The organism is Pseudoalteromonas sp. MMG006 (assembly GCF_018101025.1).
Taxonomy (GTDB): Bacteria; Pseudomonadota; Gammaproteobacteria; order Enterobacterales; family Alteromonadaceae; genus Pseudoalteromonas.
In genome coordinates this window covers 146,083-160,290 of sequence record NZ_JAGJEJ010000008.1, presented here as the reverse complement: position 1 = coordinate 160,290, position 14,208 = coordinate 146,083, and the positions used below count along the sequence as shown (strand labels likewise).

11 protein-coding genes and 1 tRNA gene are annotated in these 14,208 nt (G+C 37.4%); 3 read left to right on the top strand and 9 right to left on the bottom strand.

Annotated features, from left to right (window positions below; all coding sequences use genetic code 11):
- Nucleotides 1–24 precede the first annotated feature (24 nt).
- From J8L73_RS10295 to J8L73_RS10255, 9 genes are all read right to left on the bottom strand, one after another.
- Complete coding sequence (locus tag J8L73_RS10295) at nucleotides 25–996, bottom strand: GDP-L-fucose synthase (RefSeq protein WP_211016767.1); 972 nt, start codon at nucleotides 994–996, stop codon at nucleotides 25–27.
- Nucleotides 997–998: 2 nt separating this feature from the next.
- Nucleotides 999–2,129 (bottom strand): GDP-mannose 4,6-dehydratase, encoded by a 1,131-nt coding sequence (gmd, locus tag J8L73_RS10290; protein WP_211016764.1) that lies wholly within the window; start codon nucleotides 2,127–2,129, stop codon nucleotides 999–1,001.
- A gap of 65 nt (nucleotides 2,130–2,194) precedes the next feature.
- Nucleotides 2,195–3,625: a phosphomannomutase gene (locus tag J8L73_RS10285; RefSeq protein ID WP_211016763.1), complete on the bottom strand. Its 1,431-nt coding sequence runs from the start codon at nucleotides 3,623–3,625 to the stop codon at nucleotides 2,195–2,197.
- Between the two features lie 26 nt (nucleotides 3,626–3,651).
- Nucleotides 3,652–5,064: a mannose-1-phosphate guanylyltransferase/mannose-6-phosphate isomerase gene (locus J8L73_RS10280; protein ID WP_211016754.1), complete on the bottom strand. Its 1,413-nt coding sequence runs from the start codon at nucleotides 5,062–5,064 to the stop codon at nucleotides 3,652–3,654.
- 50 nt (nucleotides 5,065–5,114) lie between these two features.
- Entirely contained in the window at nucleotides 5,115–5,585 is a 471-nt protein-coding gene (locus J8L73_RS10275; protein ID WP_211016752.1) for a GDP-mannose mannosyl hydrolase, read from the bottom strand.
- 5 nt (nucleotides 5,586–5,590) lie between these two features.
- Nucleotides 5,591–6,565, bottom strand: a complete 975-nt coding sequence (locus J8L73_RS10270; RefSeq protein ID WP_211016743.1) for a Wzz/FepE/Etk N-terminal domain-containing protein — start codon at nucleotides 6,563–6,565, stop codon at nucleotides 5,591–5,593.
- A 108-nt stretch (nucleotides 6,566–6,673) separates the two neighbouring features.
- Nucleotides 6,674–9,352, bottom strand: a complete 2,679-nt coding sequence (locus J8L73_RS10265; RefSeq protein ID WP_211016741.1) for an SLBB domain-containing protein — start codon at nucleotides 9,350–9,352, stop codon at nucleotides 6,674–6,676.
- A 123-nt stretch (nucleotides 9,353–9,475) separates the two neighbouring features.
- Nucleotides 9,476–10,258, bottom strand: a complete 783-nt coding sequence (locus J8L73_RS10260) for a DUF481 domain-containing protein (RefSeq protein ID WP_211000370.1) — start codon at nucleotides 10,256–10,258, stop codon at nucleotides 9,476–9,478.
- A 27-nt stretch (nucleotides 10,259–10,285) separates the two neighbouring features.
- The gene (locus J8L73_RS10255) at nucleotides 10,286–11,104 is read right to left on the bottom strand and encodes a mechanosensitive ion channel domain-containing protein (RefSeq protein WP_211000369.1); all 819 of its coding nucleotides are present in this window, start codon (nucleotides 11,102–11,104) and stop codon (nucleotides 10,286–10,288) included.
- A gap of 273 nt (nucleotides 11,105–11,377) precedes the next feature.
- On the opposite strand from J8L73_RS10255, the gene J8L73_RS10250 reads away from it, so the two are divergent.
- From J8L73_RS10250 to J8L73_RS10240, 3 genes are all read left to right on the top strand, one after another.
- Nucleotides 11,378–11,453, top strand: a tRNA-His gene (locus J8L73_RS10250).
- Nucleotides 11,454–11,720: 267 nt separating this feature from the next.
- Nucleotides 11,721–13,046 carry a surface lipoprotein assembly modifier gene (locus tag J8L73_RS10245; protein WP_211016739.1) on the top strand — a complete coding sequence of 442 codons (1,326 nt, stop codon included), beginning with the start codon at nucleotides 11,721–11,723 and terminating at the stop codon, nucleotides 13,044–13,046.
- A 12-nt stretch (nucleotides 13,047–13,058) separates the two neighbouring features.
- Nucleotides 13,059–14,198, top strand: a complete 1,140-nt coding sequence (locus J8L73_RS10240) for a FecR family protein (RefSeq protein ID WP_211016737.1) — start codon at nucleotides 13,059–13,061, stop codon at nucleotides 14,196–14,198.
- The last annotated feature ends 10 nt before the right edge of the window (nucleotides 14,199–14,208 follow it).

The window sequence follows — 14,208 nt, the reverse complement described above, 5'->3', positions numbered from 1 at the left end:
ATGATGCCATGAATGAACTTTATACTACTTAGATCTAAAATTATCTTGGTTCTTCAGAAACCAATTATAAGCTTTTTGTAAACCTACCTCTAAAGCGACAGAGTATTTCCAGCCTAAAGATTCTAGTCTATCTACACTCATTAACTTTCTCGGTGCACCATCAGGTTTAGTGGTATCAAATTTTATCTCACCTTCAAATTCGACGACTTTTGCAACGGTTTCAACTAATTCACGAATAGTACAGTCAACACCTGTACCTACATTTATATGGCTTAGCATTGGCTGAGTATTACTACTGTAAATTGAAGACTCTAAATTCATTACATGAATTGAAGCAGCTGCCATATCATCAACATATAAAAACTCACGCATAGGTTTACCACTCCCCCAAGCAACTACTTCGCTATCACCGTTTAATTTAGCTTCGTGGAAACGACGAATTAATGCAGGAATGACATGTGAATTTTCTGGATGAAAATTATCGCCTGGGCCATATAAATTTGTAGGCATAACGCTTCGGTAATCACGCCCATATTGGCGATTGTAACTTTCACATAACTTTATACCGGCAATTTTAGCAATGGCATACGGTTCGTTTGTTTCTTCTAATGTGCCTGTAAGTAAGGCATTTTCACCCATTGGCTGTGGTGCTAACTTAGGGTAAATACACGAAGAGCCTAAAAATAACAACTGCTGTATATTGGCTAAATGAGCACTGTGAATAATATTACATTCGATCATTAAATTTTCGTAAATAAAATCAGCGGGGTAAGTGTTATTGGCTACTATCCCACCCACTTTTGCCGCGGCTAAATATACTTGGTCTATTTGTTCTTGCTGAAAAAAATCTAGTACCGCCTGCTGATTGGTTAAATCAAGCTCTTTTCGGTTTCGTGTAATAATTTCTACATCGCTTTGTTGCTGTAACTGTCTAACAACAGCAGAGCCGACCATCCCATTATGGCCAGCAACAAATATTCTTTGTAATTTTTCCATTGTTAAGCGTTCTCTACCGAAACAGCTAAATCAAAACCATGTTTTTTTAATATGGCATGCTGCTTCGCTTTATTTAAATCGTTTTCGACCATTTCTGCACACATTTCTTCAACGGTGATTTCAGGAGTCCAGCCTAGTTTTGCTTTAGCTTTAGCTGGGTCGCCTAATAGTGTTTCAACCTCAGCTGGGCGGAAGTAGCGAGGGTCAACCTTAACAATCACATCGCCAACTTTTACAGCAGGCGCATTATCGCCAACAATTGCTTTAACTGTTGCGATTTCATCGATACCTTCGCCAGTAAATTCAAGCTCAATACCGGCTTCTTTAGCTGATAATGCAACAAATTCGCGCACACTAATTTGCTTACCTGTCGCAATAACAAAGTCGTCGGCTACATCTTGTTGAAGCATCATCCATTGCATACGAACGTAATCTTTTGCATGACCCCAATCGCGTAATGCATCCATATTCCCAAGGTATAAACACTCTTCTAAACCTTGCGAAATATTAGCAATCGCGCGAGTAATTTTACGTGTTACAAAGGTTTCACCACGGCGCGGTGACTCATGATTAAATAAAATGCCATTACATGCATACATACCATATGACTCACGGTAATTAACAACTATCCAATAGGCATACATTTTAGCCACTGCGTAAGGCGAGCGAGGGTGAAAAGGCGTTGACTCTTTTTGCGGTATTTCTTGCACTTCACCGTAAAGCTCAGAAGTTGATGCTTGATAAAACTTGGTTTTTTTCTCAAGTCCTAAAAAGCGTATTGCTTCTAACAAACGTAACGTTCCCATTGCATCTACATCAGCTGTATATTCAGGGCACTCAAAAGAGACGGCTACATGACTTTGTGCGCCTAAGTTATACACTTCATCGGGTTGAACATCTTTAATTATGCGCGTTAAGTTAGATGAGTCAGTTAAATCACCGTAATGTAAAAAAAACTTTTGGTTTTTCTCATGATTATCTTGATAAATATGGTCTACCCTTTCAGTATTTAATGACGATGCGCGACGTTTAATACCATGTACTTCATAACCCTTGTCTAATAAAAATTCAGCTAGGTACGAACCGTCCTGTCCTGTAATCCCAGTTATTAGTGCAACTTTTTTATCTGTCATTGTAAAATTCCTTTGCTCAAACTTAAATAACCGCAATTGCTATATATAAGTTTTAATAATATCAATTAATTTAAATCTTTTATCTTATTAAGAGTACTAACAACCAATTGCTTGGCTGTTAAAAAGCTTTCGGCTTCACCATAACAACGTAATTCAGGCGCATTTCCCGATGGCCTTAAGTGAATAATATCGTTATTTATAAAAGTAATCCTTAAACCGTCTGTGTGATGAATACTTTTCACTTCCATACTACCAAAACCAAGCTTTGCCATTAAATCGGCTATATTTTTTTTACCAAGCTCAATTATCCATAAGCTTTTTTCGGTAGCAAAGTTTTGTACTCTATCGCTGTATGTATAACGGCTAGGCAAATGCTCAAGTAAGCTAGTAATACTACTGTTTTTAGCGGCGGCTAAAAGCATTAAAGCTGGTAATATGGCATCTCGTGTTGGTAGCGCTTTTAATGGCATGTTATTAATTAACACATCACTACCAAGTAAAAAGCCGCCATTGGCTTCAAAACCAGCTACTGTATTGTATTTTTTATTTAAGTTAGCAAACTCAGCTATAACATACGGTGAACCGATTTTAGTACGTGAAACATGAGTAAACTTTTCACACTTTTCTATTGCCGTATTACAACTTACTGGTACAGCTAACGCTTCTATATCTAAAGCATTAGCGCAAAGCAAACCTAAAATATCACCACGTAACCAATTGCCATTTTCATCCGATACTAATGGTCTATCACCATCGCCATCGGTTGAAAACACTATATCTAAATTATATTGTTTAACCCATTCAAGCGCTTTTAATGTGTCTTCTTCCGACACTGCTTCGGTATCAATAGGTACAAACACATCACTGCGCTCTAACGCTATAACGTCTGCACCTAAAGCAGTAAATATTTTATGATATAAGTCTCGCCCAGCACTGGAGTGTTCGTAAATACCAATACGATTACCTTTTAAAAAATCAGAGGTAAATAATGATGTATAGCGGGTAATATATTCATTTTCAGCAGCTGTATTAACGTTTAGCTCGGTTAAGCTATTTAAAGCGTTGTAGATACTCACACTGTTTATTATTGCTTGCTCATCGGCTTTGGTTATTTCACCATCGGGCCGATAAAACTTAAGTCCATTTCGATCAAACGGGATATGACTCCCCGTTATCATAATACTTGGCATATTATCTTGCATTGCTTTATAAGCCAGCGCCGGAGTAGGAATAACACCGTAATATACAACATTTAAATTAAGTTGCTTTAGGCTTTCTGCACAAGCCTGTGCCATTGCATAACTACTAGGTCGGTTATCAATTGCAATGGCAACCGTATTAAAACTAAACACTGCTTGAATTGATTTAATAAAAGCGATTGCAAATGCAGCACACACATTAGGAGTAAAATCACTCACAAGCCCTCGAGCGCCACTGGTACCAAAAGCAATACCGCTTTGCGCGATAACAGCCGCGCTTGCTAATTTACTCTTCATTTTAATCCATACAAATTAAGCTATCTTTAGATTCGCCCATAGCGATCTTCAAAACGTACAATGTCATCTTCACCTAGGTAACTTCCGGTTTGTACCTCTATCATTTCAAGTGGTATCTTCCCTGGGTTTTCTAATGCGTGAATTGTTCCTAGGGGAATATAAGTAGACTCATCTTCAGTAACTAATATAGTTTTGTCACCATTTAGTACACTAGCAGTACCCGAAACTACAACCCAATGCTCTGAACGATGGTGATGCTTTTGAATAGACAGTTTTTCACCTGGATTAACTGTAATACGCTTCACTTGATCTCGCTTTCCGAAATCAATTGAGTCGTACTTCCCCCAAGGCCGGTAAACTTCACGATGAATTTTGTGCTCTGTTCGTCCTGTTTCTTTTAATTTTTTCACTATTTCTTTAACGTTTTGCACTTGATCTTTATTCGCAACTAAAATAGCATCTTTGGTTTCAATAACTACTAAATTATCTACGCCGACTGTCGTTACTAATTTATTTTCGGCATATATATAGTTATTGGTAGAGCCAACTGAAATAACATCGCCTTTAAACACATTATTATTTTTATCTTTAGCTGATACTTCCCATAAAGCAGAAAATGATCCTACATCGCTCCAACCGGCATCCATGGGCACAACCATTACATCGTTGCTTTTTTCCATAACAGCATAATCTACGGAGTCATCAGGGCAGGTTTCAAATATGTTTTTGTCAACGCGAACAAATTCTAAGTCTTGTTCAGGTGCTGCAATAGCTTTCTTGCAAACCTTTAGTATTTCAGGAGCAAATTTAGCAAGTTCATCAAGATAACGGCGAGCTTTAAATAAAAACATACCACTATTCCAATAGTAATCACCGCTTTCCAAGTATGCCTTTGCGGTTGTTGAATTGGGCTTTTCTACAAATTCACTCACAGAAAAAGCATCGCCTACTTTTTCACCCGATTTTATATATCCGTAACCTGTTTCAGGTTTAGTAGGTACAATGCCAAAAGTTACCAATTTATCGTTATTTGCATAGGGTAGTGCTTTTTCCACAGAGGAAGCAAATGCCTCAGAATTTTCAATTACGTGATCTGCTGCAAGAACAAGTAAAATAGGTTCTTCACCATCTGCAGCATTAGAGATAGCGTTTAATGCTGCTAGTGCTATTGCTGGGGCTGTATTTCTGCCAGCTGGCTCTAAAATAATTCCACTATGTTTAAAGCCACCTAATCGCATTTGCTCAGCAGCAATAAATCGGTGTTCTTCATTACAGATTACAACAGGCGCAGAATGCTCTATTCCAGCTAAACGGGCAATTGTTTGCTGAAGCATTGACAACTCCCCCGCAATAGTTAAAAATTGTTTCGGGTATAATTCGCGTGAAAGAGGCCATAACCGAGAGCCCGTGCCACCAGCCATGATAATAGGTGTGATCATAAATTGTTTTCCAATTTTTAATTTTTATGTAAGTAATTAAACATTTTACACTATCTGATTAGCCTGTCGGCTTCCTCGTCATGTTGAAAGTACCATTTAGTGTGTTTATGCACATTATCATTTAATAGTAATTCTCTTTCAGTAAACCATTTGTATTCAGAGTGCTGTTCTATCGGTAACGACAATAAATCACCATCAAAATAAATCTCGTAAGCTAATACAACGTAATGAGTTGAGAAGTTTTCATCAGAGAAATTATCATTATAAAAATGTTGATAAACACCCTTAAATTTTGATTCAACTTGAAATAACCCCAGTTCATCACTTATTAAACGTCTAAATGCGCTGTCAAACTTTTCATCTTTTAGTATTCTCCCGCCTGGCACAAACCATGCTTTTTTGGCAGGACGATTTTTACGTTTACCTAGTAATATATCGTTATTATTATTTCGTACAATTAAATCTATCGATACAAGTGGAGTCGACTTTATAACTGTTTTAAAAGTGTTTAATGGGAGCATATTGTCTAATTATTTTTACCTTGATTTGTAAAATACCTTACCAATACAAGTACCGTACTTAATAAACCACCTAACAACACACCCACAACACAGATCAACGCACGCTTTGGACCTGATTTTTCTTCTGGTACTAAAGCCGGGTCAATCGTTTTAAATACATATTCGTCTCGTACATTAGCAAACATAATGGTTTTGGTTTGCTCTTCTATTAATTTATAAAGCACACTGCGTATATCAGCTATTTTTGTTTGATTTAATTGTTTAGTTAAAAATTCACTACTTCTATTTGCCTCATCTACATCACGGTTTTTCATCTCGGCGTTTATATCTTGTATTAACCAGTTAACCCATTGCTGAGCAACAACTGGCGATTTATGCTCTACAGACAGGCTAATCATTCCTGTGTCTTTCAATTCGTTAACGCTAATAACCTCAATAAACACTTTGTAAGCTTCTTGCAGTGAAGGCTCTGCCTGTTTAGGTGCTTTCACTTCACGTAGCCATGTATTGTTAGCAGGGTCATATACATCTGGGTCATAAGTTAAGGTATTTGTACTTAAATCCCACGATTCAACCGCCATTAAATTAGGTAGTAAATTATGCTTTTGAATAAAATTACTGGTAAATTGGCGCGACTTTAGTATTTCGATAGCTAACTGGCTTTTATTACTTGTATTACCACCACCCAAATTAACACCAGCTAAACTAGCAAGTCCACCAAATTGGCCTGCTAATGCGCCCAAGCCACCATTTTGTTGCTCTTCAGCTGGGGCTAATAACGCCTCCGATTTATAAATATTAGGCTGATTAATGGCGTAAAAAACAGAGGCAACAGCAAATAATGCTGTGATTACGATAATTATCCATTTGCCTTGCCAAATTGCAGTAAATAGTTCACGAAGGTCAATTTCGTCATCTGCAGCATTATAATTAACCACTGGTGCATTTTTTTGATTTAGATTGTTTAAGTTATTTTCCATGTAAATCTCATAAGTTCAGCTATCAGCTGTCAAAATTGAATTAATAGCTTTAATTAAAAGCTATTAATTCAATATATTTAATACCGGGTTATTTAAAGCCTAACTTTATTAGATACCGCTTATTGCTGCTACTGCCACACCAAGTTGATAAAGTATCTGTGTAGCTGTACTCCAAAGTGTTAACCTGTCCATGTGGCCAGCATCCATTGGTACAACTATTGTATCACCTGGCTCTAACTGCTCAGCATTATTAGCTGCAAACCAGCCGCCGGTATGAGGTATTTTTACCGAGCCATTTGCTTTTATAATGTAAATACGGTCTTCGTCAGCGCGATCTTTTAAGCCACCACTTGAGTTAATGTATTCGTCAACGCTTACACCTTGCCTATATAAATGCGAGGTAGAGTAGTTAACCTCACCTATCACACTAATTGAATCGCGCTTGCTTGGCACATAAAGTGTATCGCCATCTTGTAACACTAAATTTTGTTTATTATTAACTATTAGTGGAAGGTCAATAACTAATCGCCCTACTGCCTCTACGCTGGCTAAATCATTAAGTAGTTTGTTCATTTCTTCATACGAAAGTGTATTACTACCTATTGAACCTTGAAAACTTTTTGAAGCTATGTCACGGCGCAGCTCTGTTGATAAACGTGCAAGCTGCTCTTGCTCTTGCTGTTTAATCGATGTGCGAGTAAACACAGCTGCTTTTTGCTCTGCAAACGTAGAAAAACCACCGGCACGCTCTAATAGCTCTGTTAATGTTTCGCCACGGCGTATTGTATAAATACCCGGAAATTTTACCTCGCCTTTTAATTCTACTTTTACGTTTTCTTGCCAATTTGGAATAGCAAATACGTTAATGCTGTCTTTACTTTGTAATGTAATATTACTTTGTAAGTCGCCGCGCATTGCACTTTCAAGGTCTAAGCGTAAGTGCTCTATTTTAGAGGCATCACTTGCTACAATACGCGTGATCTCAGCTTGCTTAACATAAGCAGACTCAAGTAAGCCGCCTGCTGCGGTTACTAAATCACGTACCTCACCGCCTACCATTAATGGGTAAATACCTGGGAAAGTTACGTTACCGCTAATTTCAACAAGCTGCATGGCTTGGCTCACAGAAGCCTGTTGTTTAAACTTAGCAATAATTGGCGCAAGTAAGTTATGACGACTAAATAATGCGTAGTCTTCTGGCTTAAGCTCTTGCTCTGCTGCTTCCTTGGTTTTACGTTTAGAAATTTCAGCAATGGTTAGTGCTTTATTTTCATCAATCACAAACTTGTCGTCTTGTTGACTAATACCAACGTATTTTTCAAATTGTTTTTGCTCGAACTTATGCCATTGTTCGGCTTTTTGCTGTTGCTCTTGCTGTTCTTGACTTAGTGCCATATTAGCAAGTGCTGATTTTTCAGCTTCTTTTTCTTCAAAACGGCTGAATACAACAATTTTGTCATTCGCTTTTAGGGCTAGGTTATTTTCAGGGTTTTTTATTATGGCTTGAGCTACATCAAACTGGTGCGCTTCTATATCACCATTAATGTTTATTTCGCGGATCACTAAACCATAGCTTAGATCGGCTTGTGGGAGTAAGTCTCCACGTACTGATTTTAAAACATCAGAAATACGCTTACCTTGATGCCACTGATAATTACCAGGGCGAGCTACCGCACCAATTAGGCTTATAGAATTTTGATATTGTGAGCTAACGGAATTAAAACGAATACGATCGCCATCTTGCGGGATATAGTTTATTTGTGATTTAGAAAAATCGATAGAAAGAACTTCTTTGCGGTCAAAATTAAAGCGCTCCACCACGGCATTTTTAGCATATGCATCGGGCTTAAGGCCACCGGCCATCGTTAGCAATTGCTTTGCAGACTCACCTTTTTTTAGCTCAAATATTGCAGGGCGTTTAACTAACCCCTCAACGCGAACCTGTGCACCTACAGGAGGAACAAACACAACATCACCCGGCTTTAATACTATGTCATTGCTGCTATCGCCTTTAATAAGTAGGTCATACAAATCAAAGTTAGCAACAACCTTACCGGCGCGTTTAACTTGAATATTACGAAGCGAGGCAATATCCGATACACCACCACTTACAAACAGTGCATGCGATACCGTTGTTAACGAAGAAACACTATAGCTACCTGGTTTATACGCTTCACCAAGCACTAAAATACGCATACTACGAAGCTGGCCAAGAGATACAAAAGCTTTTACGCCTATGACTTCTTGTTCTACTTTTACTTTTATTAAATCTTTAATTTCGGCAAACGTTAAGCCGGCAACTTCTACCGGGCTTAAATCAGGAATGCTTATTCGGCCTTCACGGTCAACAGTTACATCAAAACTGTCGCTTTCTTTTCCGTAAAAGCTTATTTTTAATTGATCGCCAGGCCCTACTATATAAGTATCGGGTACCGCTGCATTTTCGCTTGGCATAAAGGTGGTAGGCTCGCCAGCAAATAACTCATAACCGTACGGTTTTAATTCGTCTGTTTTTGGCTTAAAACGCTCTTCGTCGGTTAAGTTTGTTTTTTCTTGTTCCGGGCGTTCACCAATAGTTGATTGCTGCTTATCACTATTTTGAGCATTAGGTTGGCTTGTTCCGGTGATTGTAGATACATCTACACCATACTGTTTAGCAAGCGCTTCTTGTTGAGCTTTTGGCAGTTTTTTAAATTGCTCAATTTGAGAGGCGGTTGGCGTAAAAGCCATTGCGCTAAGACTACAAAGCAGTATAAAAGCACTAAAAAAATATGTTAAAACTTTCACGAGTAGGTATATCCCTAGTTCTACAACCAAAATCGGTCGCCATAATACATTAAATTTAGATAAATAAAAAAGGGACTTTCGCCCCTTTTTTCATTTTAATGTCATTTATATTCGTTAGTGTAGTTAAAAACTATAAACTAGCGTTAATGACGTTTCTGTATCTGTGCTTTCTTCATCGTCAGCAACGTCTGAGTTGTTGATAACGTTAAAAGCTACTTTCATTTGTAATGAACCATTAATTTTGGCAAGCAATGCAGTTTCTGAGCGAGTCTTAGTATTTGAGTCACCGTATTCAACAGCCACTAATTGAGTAAAACGCGCATTTTCAGAAATCTGCCAGTTGTAATCAAGCTTACCTAAAGCAATTATTTCACTGTCGCTTTCGCCAGCTAAAAGGTTACCGTTTTCGTCTACTTGAGTACTGTCATCTGAGTATTCAAAAAACTTATAACCCGGACCAAACTCTGCATTTAACCACATGTCGTCTTCGTTAAGTAAACGAAGACCGTAACCTGCAGATATTACAGACTCAGTTCTATACGCACCAAAGTAATCTGAAACGTGTGAACCATAAATGAATAAATGCGAGTGCTCTTCATTTAATTTGTAATTACCTTGCGCAGAAGCAGAGTACTTTTCGTTAGTACGCTGCTTTTCTTTGTCGCCGTTGTCGTCTTCAACTTCATCTTCTTTATAGATGCCGTCGATTTTGTACTCGTTATCCCAGTTTTCTAAGTGGTGTAATACTTTAAGGCCACCTTTAAGCGTGGTTGTTTCTGTATTACCACTAGTGACAATTGCACCAAGTTCACTCGTCACTTCCCACGTTTTTTGTTCTGCGTCTTCAGCGAATGCGTTGGTTGCAGCAGATGCTGCAACTAAAAGTGTTAAAAGCTTTAATTTCATTAAAAATAACCTATTTAATACTAAGAATTAGTCTTGCTTGTGTAAATGAACATCCATTTGTGGAAACGGAATATTAATATCTGCATCATCTAGTGCAATTTTAATATTTTCCATTAATGACCAGTATGTAGGCCAATAGTCGGCAGAATTAACCCAAGGGCGAACAACAAAGTTTACGCTAGAATCACCTAACTCATTTACAGCAACTGTATAGGCAGGATCTTTAAGTAAACGGGTTTCTGCGTCAAGCACTGATTTTAATACTTCTTTAGCTTTACGTAAATCAGCATCGTAACCAACACCAATAACTAAATCGATACGGCGTGTAGATTCGCGAGAGAAGTTAGTAATAGCACCAGACATAATTTGAGAGTTAGGTACAATGATTACTTTATTATCTGGAGTACGTAATTCTGTTGAAAATATTTCTATTTTTTTAACAGTACCCATTTTTCCGCCTGCTTCAACAAAGTCACCAGACTTAAAAGGACGAAGTAAAATAATTAGCACACCAGAGGCGAAGTTTGATAATGAACCTTGCAGTGCTAAACCAACAGCTAAACCTGCAGCACCCAAAATAGCTATAAATGACGTTGTTTCTATACCAATCTGTGAAAGTGCCATTAATATTGTTACAGCAAACACAAGTGCAAACACTATACTTGCAACAAATGACCCTACAGCTTTATCTACTTTCTTTTTAGCAAAGCCTTTTTCAGTTAAGTTAGAACAAAACTTAGCAACACGACTACCAATTAAAAAGATAACAAGCGCTACAACAGCTTGAATACCATAATGTAAAATTAGGCCTGAGTTTTCATTTAGCCAATTAAGTACTGAATCCATATTTACTCCGATTTGTTTATGTAAGCGATTTTCAGGAAATATTATACATTAATTTACAATTAATTCTCATAAAACAATGAATTCATACTACAAAAACGAAACATTTTTTATTTTTTAGCCAATAAATTTCCAACGCAATTTATTTATTTTGCATGAACTGAAGATCTCTAACGCTATCTTTTTAAATTATTTTATTTATTTTAGCTTTTAGGGCTTCACAAGGTTTATTATTTTATGTATTATGCGCGCCACACCAAACAAGGTGTTGTAGTGGCGGTTGTAGCTCAGTTGGTAGAGCCCCGGATTGTGATTCCGGTTGTCGCGGGTTCAAGCCCCGTCAATCGCCCCATTTTTCTCCTTTTATTTATCTCTCCTATAAAAATAAAAAAAACCTCATATAATATTTTTTTGTATTCTACTTATCCTGCATTTATACAAGTTAACAAAGAAATTTAAGACTTTTTTGCTATTTAATATTTTATCCATAGCGTCAAAAACATAAATTTAACCTTAAGTCTGTTTTCTTTACATGAAAACAAAAAGTGCTACCTTAGTTAAGCATGAATAGATTTTAGTACCAGCGACTAGTGCATCTTTACAGGATTTTAAAACAAACATGATAAAGCGTCTTACTTCTATTTTATTACTTAGTTACGTTACCTTACACAGTTTAAACGTTAAGGCTCAAGACGATATCCCTTATGTGAAGATGTTAGGTGAAATACAGTATCTAATTTCAAACAAACAATACTCAAAAGCATACAAACAAAGTCAAAAATATTATAAATACTTAGGTGAGCCCGACTTTGATTATTTGTTGGGTATTTCTGCTCTTAATTCAGGTGTATCGGCTCCCGCTGTATTTGCATTTGAAAGAGTAGTAGAAGACAAGCCACAGTGGTATGAAGCTCGTTTATATTTGATTAAATCTTATATTACGGCCAATAACTTACCTGCTGCAAACTCTCAAGCTTTAGCTTTAATACATAACAAGACTGCCTCTGATAGAGTAAAAACTGCCGCGCAAAATTTATTAGAAATATCTCAAAATAAACAACGTGTTAATGCACGTTCGTTTAATCAAAGTATTGAATTTGCTTATGGCAAGGATGGTAACGTTAATGCGGGGACGTCTGAAGATACTATATTAATTCCTAATTTAGGTGAGTTTTTACTTTCGCCAGATAGTAAAAGTACTGACGATAGTTATGTAAAATTAAATTATAGAGGCCATTATTTACACCCTATAGATCAACAAAGCGCTTTATCTGTAGGTATAAGTACTGACTGGTATAAATTTAGCGAGTTATCACAATACGACCGTATAAATACGCGTTTATCAGCTCGCTACCAGCAGCAGTTAAACAACACCCGCTGGTATGTGCAAGCAGGCGTTATCCCTTTGCTGTTAGATGGCGAACTATATAGAACAGAAACATCAGTTGTTGGCGGGGCTAACTACCAATTAGATAAACAGTTAAGCCTTTTTAGCGCAGTAACACTTGGCCATATAAATAACTCGTTTGATGAAAAGTTAGATAACTCTTTTTACTCGCTCAATATTGGCGCAAGCTATATGTCATCAAGTTGGTTACATAGTGTAAGTGCTAACCATAAAAGCGAAATTGCAAGTATTGATACTGGTGACTTTAATGCGAGAAATATTAACGGAGTATACTATCAAGTAACCGCTCTACTTGGCCAGCAGTGGCAGTTGTCGGCTCAAACTGGCTATCAGTGGATTGAATACCAAGATGAGCACCCTTTATTTATGCAAGATCGTGACGATAGCTTGTTAATACTTTCAAGCTCATTGCGGTACTTAGTCACTAAACAATTAGCCGTACAGTTAGCGTTAAACTATCAAGATAAAACTAGTAATATTTCGCTGTTTGAATACGACCGCTTTGATACTAATTTAAGCGCTAGTTACTCATTTTAATTTAAGGTAATTATGAAACATTTAATCCCATTATTAACCACCTTACTTTGTGTGAGTTTTTACGCGCAAGCTAATACAACGGCTGCTGGCAAAACTATTTTGGCCAGAGGTGCGGTAGTCGCTACCGATGCCACCTCCGATCAGCAAAGATCTTTAAAACGACGCGACACTGTATACGGCGTAGATAGAATAACAACCGGCGAAAAAAGTAAGGCCCAATTTTCAATGTCTGATGGGGGCTTAATTGCATTAAAAGAAAACTCAGTACTAAATATTGCAAATTATGATTTTGATGCAGTTACACAGCAAGGCTCTGCGTCAATAGAGCTAATTAAAGGCGGGTTACGCTCAATTTCAGGTGTTATAAAAAAGAACGGCGGTTCTTACAACGTTAAAACACCGGTAGGCTCTATTGGTATACGTGGAACACACTTTGAATTACAGCTAGTTGATGGCGATATGTACGTTGCCGTTTGGGACGGTGCTATTGACCTTACCTTAGAAGATAACAGCATTTTATCACTTGGTAGTAATGAACCCTTTTCATTTGCGCAAGTTACGTCTTTAGGGGATGTAATAAAAACCACCCAAGCCCCAGCTATTTTTACCCAAAGCATAGCTTCTATTAACATTAATGGTGAATCAGACGCTCAGCAGGAACAAATAACAGAAAATAGCGTTTCAGAAAATATCGCTTCAGAAAATATCGAAGATGCCGATATACTCCTCACTGATATTTACGCAGAACAACAGTTTCAAGCGGTTAGTAATGCGTCTTTAATTGACCAAATAGCCCAACGACAAGGTATTTTTAATTACCAAGCAACGAGTTTTGACGTTTCGTCAAGCTTAGGTGAAGTAAGCGACTTTTCTATGTCTATGGCGGTCGATTTTGATAATGGCACTGTTCCTGATGGAGAAATAAGTTTTAACGATGCTGGCGGAAATTGGTACGCTGCTTATAGCGGCTTTATTGATTTAACCAAATTAGATTTGGCCGTTACTTTTGCCTCACATAATAACAATAAAGCTACTGGTGAAATTGATGCTATTTTTTTAAACGATATAAATACCATCACTGGCGACTTTAATCTAAATGAAATAAGTAACCCAGTAATTAACACCTCAGGCTCGTTTAGATTAGAGCCCTAAAAAATTAATA

Coding starts and splice junctions, on each gene's coding strand:
- J8L73_RS10240 (WP_211016737.1), top strand. CDS start 13,059: ATGAAACATTTAATCCCATTATTAACCACCTTACTTTGTGTGAGTTTT.
- J8L73_RS10295 (WP_211016767.1), bottom strand. CDS start 996: ATGGAAAAATTACAAAGAATATTTGTTGCTGGCCATAATGGGATGGTC.
- J8L73_RS10285 (WP_211016763.1), bottom strand. CDS start 3,625: ATGAAGAGTAAATTAGCAAGCGCGGCTGTTATCGCGCAAAGCGGTATT.
- J8L73_RS10260 (WP_211000370.1), bottom strand. CDS start 10,258: ATGAAATTAAAGCTTTTAACACTTTTAGTTGCAGCATCTGCTGCAACC.
- J8L73_RS10275 (WP_211016752.1), bottom strand. CDS start 5,585: ATGCTCCCATTAAACACTTTTAAAACAGTTATAAAGTCGACTCCACTT.
- J8L73_RS10245 (WP_211016739.1), top strand. CDS start 11,721: ATGATAAAGCGTCTTACTTCTATTTTATTACTTAGTTACGTTACCTTA.
- J8L73_RS10255 (WP_211000369.1), bottom strand. CDS start 11,104: ATGGATTCAGTACTTAATTGGCTAAATGAAAACTCAGGCCTAATTTTA.
- J8L73_RS10270 (WP_211016743.1), bottom strand. CDS start 6,565: ATGGAAAATAACTTAAACAATCTAAATCAAAAAAATGCACCAGTGGTT.
- J8L73_RS10280 (WP_211016754.1), bottom strand. CDS start 5,064: ATGATCACACCTATTATCATGGCTGGTGGCACGGGCTCTCGGTTATGG.
- gmd (WP_211016764.1), bottom strand. CDS start 2,129: ATGACAGATAAAAAAGTTGCACTAATAACTGGGATTACAGGACAGGAC.